Raw genomic sequence first — 15406 nt, forward strand, 5'->3', positions numbered from 1 at the left:
GCGGCGGGGTCGGCGGCGCGCGCGGTGCGGAAGGCGACCTCGATCCAGTCGTTGCCGGTGCGCTGCAGGTTGGAGTCACGCCGGCCGCCGGAGTTGCCGTCGGCGAAGGCCTCGTTCACCACGTCCCAGGCGTAGATCTTGCCCTTGTAGTGGTTCATCACGCCGTTGATGTGGTTGATCATCGCCTGGCGCAGGTTGCTGCCCGACATCGCCTCCATCCAGCCCGGCTGCTGGGAGTGCCAGGCCAGGGTGTGGCCGCGCACCCGCTTGCCGTTCTGCACGGCCCAGTTGTAGATGCGGTCGCCGTTGGTGAAGTTGAACTGGTTCTGATTCGGCTCGGTCGCGTTGATCTTCATCTCGTTCTCGGCGGTGATCATGTCGAACTCGCGGTTCGCGATCGTCGTGTACTGCGAGTCGCCCAGCTTGCTCGCCGAGATCGCGGTGCCGAAGTAGCGGCCGCTCTGCTGGGCCGCCGCGCCCAGCGTGGACGCGGCCGCGTCCGCGGGAACCGACGCCATCATCGCCGCGGCCAGGACACCCGCGACGCCGACGACGATGCCCCTGCGAAGGACACCAAAATGTCGGTACGCGGATGACACCGAAACTTTCATACCCATGCCTGACTCCATACTGAAATCACGGAAAGAGGGAACGCGGGGAACCCGGCGGACGACGCCACGCCCCGGCCGGAGGCGCACACCACGACGGCGTCATGACCGGCGGCCCTCGCCGATCACCACATCAGGTAGGGCCGACCGCCTTGAACACTCAGTGTGGAAACGTAGCCGAAACATGTCAATATCAGTACGAAACTTTCGGATTCACAGAGTCAGCATGTTGGCGTCACAGCCGGTACGACCGGGCTGCTGCGGGACACTTTCCCCCAGCGAGTCGCGCGAATTTCCCAGACAATGCCGTATGAAAATTTCATTTCGCATCCGCAACTTGCGAATATCAGGAGTGCCACGTGCGGGCGAACAACGCCTTCTGGGCACGGCCGGGCACGGAAGGCCACCGCCCCCTGAGGCCCACGTCACGACGGTCCACGCTCCCGGCGGCCACGCGGCCACCGGGAGCGCCTCCGTCTCCCGGTCTCGGGGAACGGGGTACCGGGGGTTGCCAGGAGTACTAGGAGACCTGTTCCCTTTCCCCGGCCTCCGCCGGGTCCACCGGGTCCACCGGGTCCACCGGGTCCACCGCCTCGGCGCCGCGCCTGCCGCCGGGGAGCAGCCGGGCGATCTGCTCGGAGCGGCTCGCGACCAGCGGGCCCAGCAGGGCGAGGATGAGCACGTACCCGGCGATGAACGGGGCGAGCCTGCCGTCCAGCCCCGCGGCCAGCGCCATGGTGGCGAGGACCAGGGCGAACTCGCCGCGCGAGAGCACGGTCAGCGAGATGTTGACCGCCTCCACCTGGCCGAACGCGTTGAGCCTGGCCGCGAGCACCCCGGCCGCGACGTTGAGCACCACCGTGACCAGTACCGCGATCGCGATGGGCCAGGCCACCGACAGCATGTCGCCCGGCTCGATGGACAGGCCGAAGGCGAAGAAGAACAGCGCGGCGAAGGCGTCCCTGAGCGGGTGGACGAGCTGCCGGATGCGCGGGGCGGCCCTGCTGGAGCTCAGGATGAGCCCGATCATGAAGGCTCCGATGGCGTCGGAGACGCCCAGTTCCTCGGCGACCCCGGCGGTGAAGATCGCCAGGCCGGTGAACATCACCACCAGCAGTTCCTCGTCCCTGGTGGTGACCAGCTTGTTGACCAGCCGCGTACCCCACCGCGCCAGTGCGGTCAGCGCGATCAGGAAGGCGAACGCCTTGCCGAAGGAGAGCGCGGCGGCGCCGAAACTGTCGGCTCCGCTGAGGACCGGCTGCAGCACGGCGAGGTAGAGCGCGAGGAAGACGTCCTCGACGACGATGATCCCCAGGATGAGACGGCTCTCGGGGTTGCCGAGGCGCCCCATGTCGACCAGGAGCTTGGTCACGATCGCCGAGGAGGAGATGCCGATCACCCCGGCCAGGACCATGGCCTCCCTGGTCCCCCAGCCCACGGCGAACCCGAAGGCCAGGCCGCCCCCGACATTGAGCACGATGTAGCCGACCCCGGCCAGCACCAGGCGCCTGCCCCCGGCCACCAGGTCGTCGAGGGAGAACTCCAGGCCGAGGTAGAACAGCAGGAAGATCAGGCCGAGCGCGGCGACGACCTTCAGGTCCGCCGGGTTCTCCACGAGGGCGAGACCGGGCGTGTGCGGGCCGAAGATGATGCCCGCCAGCATGAACAGGGGGATGGTCGGCAGCCCTATCCGGGTGCCGAGCCTGGCGATGATCCCGGCGGCGAGGAAGGAGCCGCCGAGCGCGACGAGAGCGTCACCCAGTGCCATGCGGCCCTCCCCCGGGGACGATCGCGGGCATGATCACGGGCATGGCGAACACACATTCGTGGAACATGGAAAAACCTCCGTCAAACGATCTCGGGCGGGAACCTCTGCTGATCGCTTGACGGGGGTGCTCGGGGGGAGCTGTCGTCGTACAGGGTGTGCGTGGCCGGGACCGGCCAGGCGGGCGGCGGCGCGACCCCCGCCGACGGGCCGGGCGGCGCGAGGCCGGGACCGGGCGGGCACAGGTCGCAGGCCGGCGGGTGGGGGGTCGCGGGAGCGAAGCCGACCCCGCTGGCCAGCGTGATCGCGGCGCCGGGGACGGCGGGGTGATGGGCGGGCCCCGGCAGCGGGGCGTACACGAGGGCATCAGGAAAAGCAGAAGGGCCGCGACCGTACCGGCGACCCTTCGCGACAAACCATGCCCTAACGTTTGGTGGAAACTTCTACTATTTTATCAGGCTTCTCCCGGCGCCCCTGTGGCAGCAGGTACGCCCACTGCCAGAGCGTCTCGACGGGACCTCGCTCGAAGCGACGCAGCCACAGCGTGGACAGCGTCATGAAGAGCGCGCAGATGCCCGCCCAGGCCGCCAGGACCCACCACGGCCGCAGGCCGTCGAGCGACGCGGCCAGGCCGAGGCCCCAGCCGTAGCAGAGCGCCGACGCGACCAGGTTCTGGAAGATGTAGGAGCTCAGGGCGGTACGGCCGACGTTGGTCAGTCCTCGCCTCAGCACGCCCGGGGCGCCGGTCGCCCGCCGCGCGAGGGTGGCGACGAGGCCGAGCAGGCCCAGCGCCACCAGCGGGGGCAGCAGGTACCGGTCCACCAGGAACCAGCCGGGACCGGCGAAGGAGGTGACCAGGTTCAGCGGCACCCCCACGGCGAGCCCGGCGACCATGAGCCTCCGGCGCAGCGCGGCCCCCCGCGCCGAGTCCTCGAACACCCCGGCGCGCATCAGCCGGGAGCCGAGCAGGAACAGCACGATGCCCATCGGGACGATGAGGACGATCTCGATCCGGTAGAGGCCGAACATCTCGATCCGGGCGGCGACCTGCTGCGGGTAGGTGCCGTCGGAGAAGAGCGTGGACGGCTCCGGGGCCACGCCCGTGCTCGCCGGAGCGGAGAGCATGCCGGCGGTGAGCAGGCCGATCAGCGCGGCGAACACCGACCCGACGGTGATCATCCACACCTTGACCGCGCGGTCGCTCCTGCCGATCAGGTACGCCACCACGATCGAGGTCAGCGCGTAGCCCATCAGCACGTCGAACTCGAAGATCAGCAGGTAGTGGATCAGGCCCTCGACGAACAGCAGCCCGGCCCGCCACAGGTACCAGCCGGGCCACGGCACGCCACGGCGCGCGGCCGAGCGGTACTGGAGTTCGAGCCCGACCCCGAAGAGCAGGGTGAGCAGCGCGAGGAACTTGCCGTTGGTGAGGAAGCGGAGGAAGGTCTCCAGAGTCTCCGGCCGGCCCAGCGCCCCCATGACGTCGGCGGGACCGCCGGGATCGGTGAAGATCCAGATGTTCGTGCCCAGGGTGCCGACGATGGCGATCCCCCTGAGCAGGTCGAGCACTTCGATACGGCGACTTGTCACGCCTTCCACGATCCCGTCCGGCGGGCCCGCGGACATCGTCACGCAGGCCCATCCGGGACGTACATCGATGTATGTACCGGCCCCGCGTTCCGGCCCGCCGGACCGGTCGCGGGAACGGGGCCCGGTCAGTCGCCGGAGACGATGCGGGCGTGCAGCCGGGCCGCCGTCGCCGGGTCCCAGCCGAACGCCTTCCGGCCGGCCAGCCAGGCCGCCGCCCCCGCGCCGTCGCCCGCCAGGACCGTCGAGGGCCCCAGCCTCTCCCGTACGGCGGAGGCGACCGGTCCCTCGCTGGTCAGCACGCTCCCGGCCAGCACGATCGGGCTCGTCTCCGCCGCCTGGCGGACCTCGGCCACCGTCTCGCAGAGCAACCGGGCCGCGGTGGACACGATCCCCAGGGCGGCCGGGTCGCCCTCCGCCGCCGCCCGGCTGACGAGCGGGGCGAGGCGGGCCAGCTCCAGCGGGGGCCGCGACTGCGCGCGGACCACCACCCTGATCGCCAGGGCCCGCATCTCCTCCACCGAAGCCGCCGAACCCACCGAAGCCGCCGCACTCACCGAAGCCGCCGAACCCACCGAACCTGCCGCACTCACCGAACCCGCCGCACTCACCGAACCCGCTGAACCCGCCGCGCCCGCTGAACCCACCGAACCTGCCGCACTCACCGAACCCGCCGTCCCCGCGTCACCACCGTCCATCTCGCCGACCCCCGCCCCGGCCCTCTCCCCCGCCAGGAGGGCGGCCACGACGAGGCGGGTGAGCCCGCCGTCCGCCTCGCCCCGGCTGAGGGCGCGGGCGGCGGCGCCGGCCGCCTCCCTGCCCAGCCAGAATCCGGAGCCCCGGTCGCCCAGCAGCCAGCCGAGCCCGTCGGCGATCAGCACCGGCTCGCCGTCCTCGATCCTGGCGGCGATGGCCCCGGTCCCGGCGATGAGCGCGGTGCCGTGCGGTTCCGCCGTGCCGGCGGCGAAGGCGATGCCCAGGTCGCCGGTGAGCCGGGGCGGGACGCGCAGGCCCGCGGCGGCCCACATCGGGTCGAACACCAGGCGGTCCAGCGCCCCGCCGCCCGCCAGCCCGATGACCGCCCCGGCCACCAGGCCCGGGTCGATCCCGTGCAGGGCGAGGTCCAGTGCCTGACCGATGTTGGCCACCGCGACGGCGTTGCCGTGGGCCGCGGGATTGCCGCCCGGGGCCCTGCCGTACCCGGCCCGCCGCCCGGAGGCGTCGAGCAGGAGGGCCCGCGAGGAGGTCCCGCCGACGTCCAGCCCGAGGACGTACACCGCGTTCAGAGGTGCTCGCCGAAGAACGCGGCGACGGCCTCGACCGCCCGGGTGACGTGCGGTTCGGCGTCGTAGAGGTCGATGTGCAGCCTGGCGTCCAGCCAGACGAGCCTCTTGGGCTCGTCCATCCGCCGGTACGCCTCCTCGGCGCCCTCCGGCGAGCAGAAGCGGTCGACCACGCCGTGCACGATCAGGCCGGGCTTGGGCGACAGGAAGTCGGCGCCCGTCATGTTGTCCACGGTGATCAGCTCGCGGACGGAGGCCCGGGTGACCTCGTTGCGCCAGTGCTCCGAGGCGCCCCTGGAGGTGCCGTAGTAGGCGAACGGCTCGTCGCCCGGCATGGCCGCCTCCCCCTCCTCGGCCACCGCGGGCAGGTATTCCACCTCACCACCCCCGTCCTGGCGCTCCAGCACCTCTGTGAACGAGGCCAGCGCCTGCTGGTACCCCGAGGGCGACATCCCGGCCCGCATGCCGTACGGGTTGTTGTAGGCCCCCGCGACGCCCGCGAACGCCTTCACCCGGGGGTCGAACGCGGCGAACTTGAGCGCGTAGCCCCCGCCGAGGCAGATCCCGACCGCGCCGATCCGGTCGCCGTCCACCTCGGGGCGCGAGCGCAGCAGCGAGACCCCGGCCCGCAGGTCCTCCAGCTTGCCCTGGGCGTCCTCGTGGTTGCGCGGCTCCCCGCCCGACTCCCCCCAGTTGCGGTGGTCGAAGGCGAGCGTCACGTATCCCGCCTCGGCCAGCCGGGCGGCGTACAGGCCGGTGACCTGGTCGCGGGTGCCGGTGAACGGGCCCGTGAGGACCAGGGCGGGGTGCGGGCCCGGCGCCGCCGGGATCCGCAAGTCGCCGACGAGGGTGATCCCTCCGGCGGTGAACTTCACCTTTTCGGACATGCCCCAAGTCTGTACGGCCCGCGCGGCGGAAGCCAGCGGGTTCCCCGGCCGTCCCCGCCCCCGCCCACCCGGCCGGCCTGGGCCGGTGAGCGGGAGCGGGAGCGGGGACGGGGACGGGAACAGCCCTCGGGAGCCTCGGGAGCCTCAGGAGTCGAAGCCGAGACCCATCCGGTCCAGGGTGCGCAGCCAGAGGTTGCGGCGCCCCTGGTGCAGGTCGGCCTGGGCGATCGACCAGCGGGTCATCTGGATCCCCGCCGAGCGGACCGGCTCGGGCGGGAACGGGACGGGCTTCTCCTTGACCATCCGGAGCTCGGTCCGCTCGGTCCGCTCTCCGGCGAGCAGGTCGAGCATGACGTTCGCCCCGAACCGGGTCGCGCCGACGCCCATGCCGGTGTACCCGGCCGCGTAGGCCAGGCGCCCGCCGTGCGACTGGCCGTAGAAGGCGCTGAACCGGCTGCAGGTGTCGATCACGCCGCCCCACCTGTGGGTGAAGCGCAGCCCGGAGAGCTGGGGGAACGTGGTGGAGAAGTGTTCCGCCAGCTTGACGAAGGTCTCGTCGCGCTGCTCGTACTCGGGCTTGATCATGCCGCCGTTGTAGTAGACCGCGTCGTAACCGCCCCAGAGGATCCGGTTGTCCTCGGTCAGCCGGTAGTAGTGGAACTGGTTGGCCGCGTCGCCGACCCCCTGCCGGTTGTGCCAGCCCACCGAGGCCAGCTGGCCGTCCGAGAGCGGCTCGGTCATCAGCGCGTAGTCGTAGACCGGCACCAGGAAGTGCTTCAACCGCCGCAGCAGCGGCTGGAACACGCCGGTGCCGAGCGCGACCCTGCGCGCCCTGACGCTGCCGTGCGGGGTGATCAGGTCCAGGCTCGTCGGGGTGTCCCTCATCGTGCGTACCGGCGTGCGCTCGTAGATGCGCACGCCCACCGAGAGGCAGGCCTGCCGGAGCCCCCAGGCCAGCCGGGCGGGGTCGAGCATGGCGCAGCCGTCGCGCTCCCAGTGGCCCCCGATGTACGTGGGCGAGTTCACCTCCGCCCGCACCTGTTCCTCGTCGAGGACGTCGAAGCGGGCGCCCAGGTCGCGGGCGACGCCGACGTTGCGGTTCATCTCCTCCAGCTGCCACGGCTCGGTGGCCACGTGCAGCTCGCCGGTGCGCTCGTAGCCGCAGTCGATGCCGTACCCGGCGATCGCCTCGCCGATCTCGTCGAGGTTGTCGACGCCGAGGCGTTCGAGCGTGGAGATCTCCTCGGGCCAGCGCTCCAGCCCGTTGGCGATGCCGTGGGTCAGCGTGGCCATCGCGAAGCCGCCGTTGCGGCCGGACGCCGCCCAGCCGACCCTGCGTCCCTCAAGGAGGACGACGTCGAGCGAGGGGTCGCGTTCCTTGGCCATCAGGGCGGTCCACAGCCCCGAGAAGCCGCCGCCGACCACCGCCAGATCAGCGGTGGTCTCGCCGAAGAGCCGCGCGAGCGGCTCGGGTTTCGCCGGACTGTCGAGCCAGTACGGCTTGCGCTCCGCGTCAGCAAGAGCCTTCAGCGGATCCACAAATCTCACTTCCCTACGTGAGTCAGGTTGTCTTTGTGTGTGTCGCGTGGTCACGGAGATCACGCGCGGGTTCCCCCCGCCTGGGTCCGATCTCGCCTCCCTGTTCTCTGCCGGAAATCTGTTCTGTGCCGGGTCGTTCTATGCCGGTTCGTTCCGTACCGGGTCGTTAGTGCCCGGTTGGCACTCGCCGGGTCGTCGCCCGTCGGGTCATTGTCCGCCGGAGACTTCGCCGCCGGGGACCCGGGGGTCCCGGGGTCCCGAGGAGCCGGGAACCCGGGTACACCGAAGCCCCGTGCCACCCGGTGAGGGCACGGGGCTCGGCGACGGCTAGGTGCGGCGGCGCGCGGTGACCGTGTTGACCACGGCGATGGCGACGCCTACCGCGAATATAAGCGTTCCGATGACGTTCACCTGAGGCGGCACCCCGATGCGGGTGGCCCCCCAGATCCACAGCGGGAACGTCTGGGTCGCGCCGCTGGTGAACTGGGTGATCACGAAGTCGTCGATGGACAGGGCGAAGGCGAGCAGCGCGCCCGAGACGACGCCGGGCAGGATCATCGGGAAGGTGATCCGCCAGAACGTGATCCAGGTGGACGCGCCGAGGTCGCGCGCCGCCTCCTCGATCGACCGGTCGAGCCCGATCACCCGGGCCCGCACGGTGATCGCCACGAAGGAGAGCGAGAACAGCACGTGCGCGACGACCACGGTCGCGAAGCCGGTCTGCACGCCGAGGCTGACGAACAGCGACAGCAGCGAGGCGCCCATGACCAGCTCGGGCGAGGCGATCGCGGCGAACATCACCAGGTTGGTGGCGCCCTGCCCGCGGAACCGGTAGCGGCCCAGGGCGAGGCCCATGAGCGTGCCGAGCACCGTCGTGATCACCGTGGAGAGCAGGGCGATGTAGACGGAGTTGCGCACCGCCCTGAGCAGCTCGGGGTACTCGTCCAGGCGGCCCCACCACTGGAGGGTGAAGCCCTGCCAGGTCACGTTCGACTTGCTCTGGGTGTCGTTGAAGCCGAACACGATCATGACGGCGATCGGCAGGAACAGCCAGATCAGGATCAGCCACACGTAGCCGAAGAGCAGCCGGTCGCCCAGCCTCCTCCGGGCCCGCGGGGCCTTCCGCCCGGCGGGGGCGTCCGCCACCGGAGCCTCCGTGACGTCGATGGTGCTGCTCATCGGGCCGCCGCCTCCAGGACGTTCTCGGTGCCGAGCGCCTTGGCGTAGGCGAAGATGCCGATCAACATCGCCGCCATCAGCGTGAACGACAGCGCGGCGGCGGTCGGGTAGTCGTTGTTGACCAGATACTCGGTCTGGATGATGTTGCCGATCATCGTGTTCTCCGGGCCGCCGAGGATGCCCGCGTTGACGTAGTCGGCGGTCATCGGGACGAACGTCATCAGCACCCCGGCGAACACGCCCGGCAGCGAGAGCGGCAGCACGATCTTGGTGAACGCCTCCCGCTTGGCCGCGTAGAGGTCCTGGGCGGCTTCCACGACCTTGGGGTCCACCCGCTCCAGCGCGACGTAGATCGGCAGGATCATGAACGGCAGGTAGTTGTAGACCAGCCCGCCGATCACCGCGAACGTCGTCTGCAGCACGTGGAAGTCCTCGGGCAGCAGCCCCGCCGACTTCAGCGGCCCCAGCAGCATGCCGTCGTCGGCGAGCATGAACTTCCACGACACCGTGCGCAGCACGAACGAGACGAAGAACGGCAGCAGCACCAGCAGCAGGTAGGTCGACTTGCGGCTGCCGCCCTTGAAGGCGATCCAGTAGGCCATCGGGTAGGCCAGGGCGATGGAGACGACGGTCGCGACCAGCCCGTACCCGGCCGAGCGCAGGAACTGGGTCTGGTACTGCGCCAGGACGTCGCCGTACACCGCGAAGTTGAACGTCTGGGCGAATCCGTCGACCACGTTGCCCTCCTGGATGGAGACCGAGGCCATGAAGACCATCGGCACCACCAGGAAGATCGCGAGCCAGAGCCCGCCGGGCAGGATGAGCAGGTAGGGGGCGAGTCGCTTCACCGGCCGACCGTCCCCTCAGGTCCGAGTCGCTCTCTCATCGGTCGGCCTAGCCCTGCGTGACCGGCTGGAAGATGTCCTCGAAGATCTTCTCCTCGGCGGAGGTCAGCGTCTTGTACGACCGCAGCTTGGCCATGTCCGCCTCGGAGGGGAAGATCAGCGGGCTCTCGGCGATCTGCTCCAGCGCCTTGCGCTCGTCGCCCTTGGCCTTGGCGGCGTCGGCGAGGACGAGGTCCTTGGCGGAGGAGACCGGCGTGATGTAGTTGATGTACTCGACCAGCATCGTGGCGATCTTGGGCTGGTAGACGTAGTCCATCAGGGTCAGCGCGTCGACCGGGTTCTGCGCGGTCTTGGGGATGCACATGTTGTCGGTCCAGATCGTGCCGCCCTCCTCGGGCACCACGAACCTCAGGTCCTTGCCCTCGGCGACCTGCTGGAAGATGTCGCCCGACCAGGCCATGGTGATCCAGATGTCGCCCCTGGCGAGGGCGTCGACGTAGTCGTTCTCGTAGTACTTGCGCACGAGCCCGGCGTCGCGCTGCTCCTTGAGCTTCGCCCCGGCCTTCTTCCAGTCGGCCTCGGTGGACTTGTCGGGGTCGATGCCCAGGGCGAACATGCCGAAGTTGGCGACCTCCTGGGTGTCGAGCATCATGCCGACCTTGCCCTGGTACTTGGGGTTCCAGAGGTCCTGGATGCTCTTGACCTCGTCCACGTACTTGGGGTTGTAGGCGATGCCGGTCACGCCGACCGTCCAGGGGACCGTGTGGGTGTTGTTGGGGTCCCAGGTGGGGTTCTTCACCGCGGAGCTCGCGTTGGCCGCGAAGTTCGGCAGCTTGGAGTGGTCGAGGGGGACGAGGTAGCCCAGCGCGATGGCCTTGCTCAGCTGGAGGCCGTTGGTCAGGACCATCAGGTCGTAGCCGATGTCGTTGTTGGCGGCGAGCAGCGGCTGGACCTTGCCGAAGAACGTGCTGTTGTCCTGGATGGCCTCCTGGTAGGCCACCTGGATGCCGGTGTCGGCGGTGAACAGCTCCAGGGAGGGGTAGCGCTTGCCCTCCTTGTCGATGTAGAGCGGCCAGTTGGCGAAGCGCAGCGTGCCGTTCTTCTTCTTGGAGCCCCAGTACTCGGCGATGGCGTCTCTCGGGGGAACGGCCGCCGCCTTCTTGCCCTCCACGCCGCAGGCGGCGAGGGCGAGAGCCGCGGCCGACATCCCGCCGAGGCGAAGGGCGTCACGGCGGGTGACGGAACGGCTCTGCGTCATGCCTCGCAGAAAGGCGGGGTTCTGGCGGGGGTCCATATCGAGCTCAACTTCCGATCGCGTACGAGTGGTGCGGCAACCACGACAACCAGACGGCGTCTCCACGCTCCGCCGTGCTCGCGCTGTCGAGTGCGTTCTGCTGGAAGACGGTCACCTCCGCGCCGTGGGCCAGGGAGACCGTGTAACTGGTGTAAAGCCCCAGGTAGACCACCTCTGAGACGGTGCCTCGCACGACACTGAGGTCTCCGGTGGGCTCCTCCGTGGTGATTCTGATCTTCTCCGGGCGGACCGTGATCGCGATCGGCTCCCCGGCACGGAACGATCCGCCCTCGGCGAGGACGTGGTCGTCATCACCCAGCTTAAGCACCGCGAAACCCGACTGAAGACGGTCGACAGTGCCGCTGAGCAGGTTGGACGTGCCGATGAACCCCGCCACGAAAGCGGTGGAGGGCCGCTCGTAGATCTCTCTGGGGGTGCCCAGCTGCTCGACCAGGCCGTCGTTCATGACGGCGATGCGGTCACTCATCGTGAGCGCCTCGCTCTGGTCGTGGGTGACGTACACGAAGGTGATGCCGACCTCGCGCTGGATGCGCTTGAGCTCGATCTGCATGGCCTGGCGGAGCTTGAGGTCGAGGGCGCCGAGCGGCTCGTCCAGCAGGAGCGCCCGGGGCTTGTTGACCAGGGCGCGGGCGAGGGCGACCCGCTGCTGCTGGCCTCCGGACATCTCCCGGGGGCGGCGTTTCTCGCGCCCGGTGAGATCGACGATCTCCAGGATCTCCCCGACCCGGCGCTTGATCTCGGCGTCGGCCACCTTCTTGCGCCGCAGGCCGAACGCGACGTTCTCCCAGACGTTCATGTGCGGGAAGAGGGCGTAGGACTGGAAGACCATGTTGACGTCGCGCTTGTTCGGGGGGACGTCGGTGACGTCCTGGCCGAGCAGCCGTACGGTGCCGCGCGAGGGGTCCTCGAAACCGGCGATCATGCGCATGGTGGTGGTCTTGCCGCACCCCGAGGGGCCGAGGAGCGAGAAGAACTCCCCCTCGGCGATCGACAGGGTGACCCCCTTGACCGCCTGGACGACCTCGCCGTGGGAGACGTACTCCTTGACGACCCCGTCAAGTTCGATTGCGGGTACGTGGGGCGGGCCGGAGACGGTGTCGGCCGCCTCCGCGCCCGCCTGGATTTCGGTCATTCCAGGCTTATCCCTCTGTTCGCGGCTATTCGCCGATGTAGTGCATGACGTGCTTGACGCGCAGGTAGTCGTGCAGTCCGAAAACCGAGAGGTCCTTGCCGTAGCCGGAGTGCTTGAAGCCTCCGTGCGGCATCTCCGAGACGAACGGGATATGGGTGTTGACCCACACCACGCCGAAGTCGAGACGGTTCGACACCCGCATCGCCCGGCCGTGGTCGGAGGTCCACACCGAACCCGAGAGCCCGTACCTGACGCCGTTGGCCTTGGCGACCGCGTCGGCCTCGTCGGAGAAGGTCTGGACGGTGATCACCGGCCCGAACACCTCGTTCTGCACCATCTCGTCGTCCTGCCTGAGGCCGTCGACGATGGTGGGAGCGAAGAAGTAACCCCGGTCGCCGACCCGGTTCCCGCCGGTCAGGACCTTGGCGTGGCCGGGCACCCGGTCGATGAAGCCGGTGACCCGGGCCAGCTGGTCGGCGTTGTTGAGCGGGCCGTACAGGGCGTCCTCGTCGGAGAGGTCGCCGGTCACGGTGCTCGCCGCCGCCTCGGTGAGCGCGGCCACGAACTCGTCGTGGACGTCCTCGTGGACCAGCACGCGGCAGGCCGCGGTGCAGTCCTGCCCGGCGTTGTACAGGCCCGCGGTGGCGATGGACTCCGCGGCGGACTTGAGGTCCTTGACGTCGTCGAACACGACGACGGGCGCCTTGCCGCCCAGCTCCAGGTGCACCCGCTTGAGGTCCTCGGCGGCGCTCCTGGCCACGGCCATGCCCGCGCCGACCGAACCGGTGATCGCGACCATCGACGCGGCCGGGTGGCCGACGACCAGCGCGCCGGTCTCCCGGTCGCCGACGACGACGTTGAAGACGCCCTTCGGCAGGACCTCGCCGAGGATCTCGGCCAGCTTGACCGTGGAGACGGGGGTGGTGTCCGAGGGCTTGAGCACGACGGTGTTGCCGGCGGCGAGCGCCGGGGCGATCTTCCAGACCGCCATCATCATCGGGTAGTTCCAGGGGGTGACCTGGCCCACCACGCCGATCGGCTCGTGCCGGATGACGGAGGTGTGCTCGGCGAGGAACTCGCCCGAGGTCGGGCCCTCCAGGGTGCGCGCGGCCCCCGCGAAGAAGCGGAAGTGGTCGGCGGCGATCGGGGTCTCGTCCTCGGCCATGCGGGCGCGCGGCTTGCCGGTGTTGCGGCACTCGGCCTCGTTCAGCTCCTCGGCCCGCGCGTCGATCGCGTCGGCGACCTTGAGAAGGAGGTTGGCTCGCTCACCCGGGGTGGCCTGGCTCCACGACTCGAACGCCGCCGCGGCGGCGGCATAGGCCGCGTCGACGTCCTCCGAACCCGATACCGGGGCCTTAAGGTAGATCTCTCCGGTGCACGGATCGATGACGTCGGAGAACCGGCCGCTTTTGGCCTCCACGAGTTCGCCGCCGACATAATTCCGCAGGCGCGGGAGTTCGTTGGTCTCAACCGGGGTGGTCACCGTCGGCCTCCTAAGGATCGGGGCTGAGTTGTCGCGACTCTTACAGAGCGACAGCCCTACGACAAGGGATTTCGTTGTTAAGATACCAAATTGCTACGAAATCGCTTGACAGAAGCACCGGAACTGACAGCATGTCGCATCGGAGCCGCAACATGACGGCAACAGCCCCGCAACATGACGCCAGGGAGCGCCCATGACGACGCCGCCCAAGGTTCGCCGTGAGAACGACGCCAGGAACGGCCCTGTCGTCCTCGACGAGATCTCCAAGCAGATCATCGAGCAACTGCAGACGGACGGGCGCAAACCGTATGCCGCCATCGGCAAGGCGGTGGGGCTCTCCGAGGCGGCCGTACGTCAGCGGGTCCAGCGGCTGCTCGACGCGGGGGTGATGCAGATCGTCGCGGTGACCGACCCGCTGACCCTGGGCTTCCCCCGCCAGGCCATGATCGGCATCAAGTGCGAGGGCGACCTGGAGACGGTGGCCGACGAGCTGTCGGCCATCAGGGAGATCGACTACGTCGTGCTGACCGCCGGGTCGCTGGACATCATGGTCGAGGTGGTCTGCGAGAGCGACCAGCACCTCCTGGAGATCCTGGGCAAGATCCGGGCCATCCCCACCGTCCGCGCCACCGAGACCTTCGTCTATCTCAAGCTTCACAAACAGACCTACTCCTGGGGCACCCGCTGACGGTTCCCGGGGCGCGCTCCGGCGCGTCGCCGGTTCACCGGGACTCCGGGGCCTCTCCGGCCGGACGGAGTTCCATGACGTCCGCGAGCTCGTCGAGGAACTCGTCGACGTCGCCGATCGCGTACCCCGGCCTCAGCATCACCGTGGCGAACCTCGCCTCGCGCACGTCGCCGGGGGTGAGAGGCGTGTCGGTGGTACCGCGCAGGGTGGCCACGATCCGGTCGAGGAAGTCGTCGACCTCGTCCTCGTTGTAGCCCATGCCGAGCCGTCCCGGCCTGAAGGCGACCCGCTCGACCCGGGTGGCGTGATCCTCGCGGTCCTCTGGGTCCTGCCGCTCGGACTCCTCCGGCTTCTCGGGCTCCTCGGGCGCGGTGCGGCGGGCGGGGACGGCCGGGCGCCCGTCCGTGCCGGTGGGCCGGGTCTCGATCGCCACGATGAAGGCCTCGAGCGCGAAGTCGACGGCGACCTCGTTGTAGCCGCCGAGCCTGGTGCGGAAGCGAGCGTCGCGGATCTCGTCCGCGGTGACCGGCCCGCCTTCCGGGGTGCCCCTGCCGAGGGTCCCCTCGATCCTGCGAACCAGCAGGTCCACCTGGTCCGTGTCATATCCCATGCGAATCCCGAGGACCCGTGGAAAGCGGTTCAAACCCGCGTCCTTTCGCGTCTCCCCGACAGGGCCTTTACTCGATGTGTCCATTCTGGAGGGAATGGCCGGGCAAAAGCGAGACGTCGGGGGCGGGCGTGAAGCCCGGCGTTCCGATGGGCGTCGAGCCCGTGAGAACGGCCTCGGTCACGCGGTGTCGCGCGCCGAGGTCCGGGCGATCCCGCGGCGGCGCGGAAATCCGGGCGTGACGGCCCGTACGACCTGCGAGAAAAGGCGAAGACCGGATACCGCGTGCCGGACGGAACGCGAGGATGACGGAGATCGGGCCCGGCGGATCGGGTGACCTGCGGGAAAGACGGAAATCGAGCCGGGTGACCGCCGGAAAAGACGGAAACAGGGCCCGCGTGACCGGCGGGAAAGACGGAAACCGAGCCGGGTGACCGGCGGGAAAGACGGAGACCGGGCCCGCGTGACCGGCGGAAAAAGGGGGAAAC

At 69.6% G+C, this 15406-nt stretch carries 14 protein-coding genes; 1 reads left to right on the forward strand and 13 read right to left on the reverse strand.

Going from position 1 to position 15406, the window contains the following annotated elements:
- The 12 genes from AC5L38_RS22750 to AC5L38_RS22805 form a co-directional block, all read right to left on the reverse strand.
- The coding region (locus AC5L38_RS22750) for an endo-1,4-beta-xylanase (RefSeq protein ID WP_495244852.1) at positions 1-599 on the reverse strand (599 nt) is incomplete at its 3' end.
- A gap of 529 nt (positions 600-1128) precedes the next feature.
- Entirely contained in the window at positions 1129-2376 is a 1248-nt protein-coding gene (locus tag AC5L38_RS22755; protein WP_495244853.1) for a cation:proton antiporter, read from the reverse strand.
- Between the two features lie 80 nt (positions 2377-2456).
- The gene (locus AC5L38_RS22760; protein WP_495244854.1) at positions 2457-2732 is read right to left on the reverse strand and encodes a hypothetical protein; all 276 of its coding nucleotides are present in this window, start codon (positions 2730-2732) and stop codon (positions 2457-2459) included.
- Between the two features lie 64 nt (positions 2733-2796).
- Positions 2797-3963 (reverse strand): DUF418 domain-containing protein, encoded by a 1167-nt coding sequence (locus AC5L38_RS22765; protein ID WP_495244855.1) that lies wholly within the window; start codon positions 3961-3963, stop codon positions 2797-2799.
- Positions 3964-4088: 125 nt separating this feature from the next.
- Positions 4089-5237, reverse strand: coding sequence for an N-acetylglucosamine kinase (locus AC5L38_RS22770; protein WP_495244856.1), 1149 nt, complete (start codon positions 5235-5237; stop codon positions 4089-4091).
- Positions 5238-5242: 5 nt separating this feature from the next.
- On the reverse strand, positions 5243-6130 hold the full coding sequence (locus AC5L38_RS22775) for an alpha/beta hydrolase (RefSeq protein ID WP_495244857.1): 888 nt from the start codon (positions 6128-6130) through the stop codon (positions 5243-5245).
- Between the two features lie 144 nt (positions 6131-6274).
- Positions 6275-7669: an NAD(P)/FAD-dependent oxidoreductase gene (locus tag AC5L38_RS22780; protein WP_495245057.1), complete on the reverse strand. Its 1395-nt coding sequence runs from the start codon at positions 7667-7669 to the stop codon at positions 6275-6277.
- Positions 7670-7996: 327 nt separating this feature from the next.
- The gene (locus tag AC5L38_RS22785) at positions 7997-8848 is read right to left on the reverse strand and encodes an ABC transporter permease (RefSeq protein ID WP_495244858.1); all 852 of its coding nucleotides are present in this window, start codon (positions 8846-8848) and stop codon (positions 7997-7999) included.
- Positions 8845-9696, reverse strand: coding sequence for an ABC transporter permease (locus tag AC5L38_RS22790; protein WP_495244859.1), 852 nt, complete (start codon positions 9694-9696; stop codon positions 8845-8847). The genes AC5L38_RS22785 and AC5L38_RS22790 overlap by 4 nt, the downstream gene beginning before the upstream one ends.
- Before the next feature lie 46 nt (positions 9697-9742).
- A complete protein-coding gene (locus AC5L38_RS22795) occupies positions 9743-10951 on the reverse strand; it encodes a polyamine ABC transporter substrate-binding protein (RefSeq protein WP_495244860.1) in 1209 nt (402 codons plus the stop codon).
- A 43-nt stretch (positions 10952-10994) separates the two neighbouring features.
- A complete protein-coding gene (locus AC5L38_RS22800; RefSeq protein ID WP_495244861.1) occupies positions 10995-12140 on the reverse strand; it encodes an ABC transporter ATP-binding protein in 1146 nt (381 codons plus the stop codon).
- A 25-nt stretch (positions 12141-12165) separates the two neighbouring features.
- The gene (locus AC5L38_RS22805) at positions 12166-13623 is read right to left on the reverse strand and encodes a gamma-aminobutyraldehyde dehydrogenase (RefSeq protein ID WP_495244862.1); all 1458 of its coding nucleotides are present in this window, start codon (positions 13621-13623) and stop codon (positions 12166-12168) included.
- Between the two features lie 193 nt (positions 13624-13816).
- Here AC5L38_RS22805 and AC5L38_RS22810 point away from each other — a divergent pair, with 193 nt between their 5' ends.
- Positions 13817-14311, forward strand: a complete 495-nt coding sequence (locus AC5L38_RS22810; RefSeq protein ID WP_344745451.1) for an Lrp/AsnC family transcriptional regulator — start codon at positions 13817-13819, stop codon at positions 14309-14311.
- 34 nt (positions 14312-14345) lie between these two features.
- Here the strand turns inward: AC5L38_RS22810 and AC5L38_RS22815 are convergent, their stop codons facing one another.
- Positions 14346-14921 carry a DivIVA domain-containing protein gene (locus AC5L38_RS22815; RefSeq protein ID WP_495244863.1) on the reverse strand — a complete coding sequence of 192 codons (576 nt, stop codon included), beginning with the start codon at positions 14919-14921 and terminating at the stop codon, positions 14346-14348.
- Positions 14922-15406 lie beyond the last annotated feature (485 nt).

It is taken from the genome of Streptosporangium nanhuense (assembly GCF_059358815.1).

Bases quoted from the DNA above. Each gene is read 5' to 3' on its own strand.
- AC5L38_RS22755 (WP_495244853.1), bottom strand. From the start codon at position 2,376: ATGGCACTGGGTGACGCTCTCGTCGCGCTCGGCGGCTCCTTCCTCGCC.
- AC5L38_RS22775 (WP_495244857.1), bottom strand. From the start codon at position 6,130: ATGTCCGAAAAGGTGAAGTTCACCGCCGGAGGGATCACCCTCGTCGGC.
- AC5L38_RS22785 (WP_495244858.1), bottom strand. From the start codon at position 8,848: ATGAGCAGCACCATCGACGTCACGGAGGCTCCGGTGGCGGACGCCCCC.
- AC5L38_RS22795 (WP_495244860.1), bottom strand. From the start codon at position 10,951: ATGACGCAGAGCCGTTCCGTCACCCGCCGTGACGCCCTTCGCCTCGGC.
- AC5L38_RS22800 (WP_495244861.1), bottom strand. From the start codon at position 12,140: ATGACCGAAATCCAGGCGGGCGCGGAGGCGGCCGACACCGTCTCCGGC.
- AC5L38_RS22810 (WP_344745451.1), top strand. From the start codon at position 13,817: ATGACGACGCCGCCCAAGGTTCGCCGTGAGAACGACGCCAGGAACGGC.
- AC5L38_RS22815 (WP_495244863.1), bottom strand. From the start codon at position 14,921: ATGGGATATGACACGGACCAGGTGGACCTGCTGGTTCGCAGGATCGAG.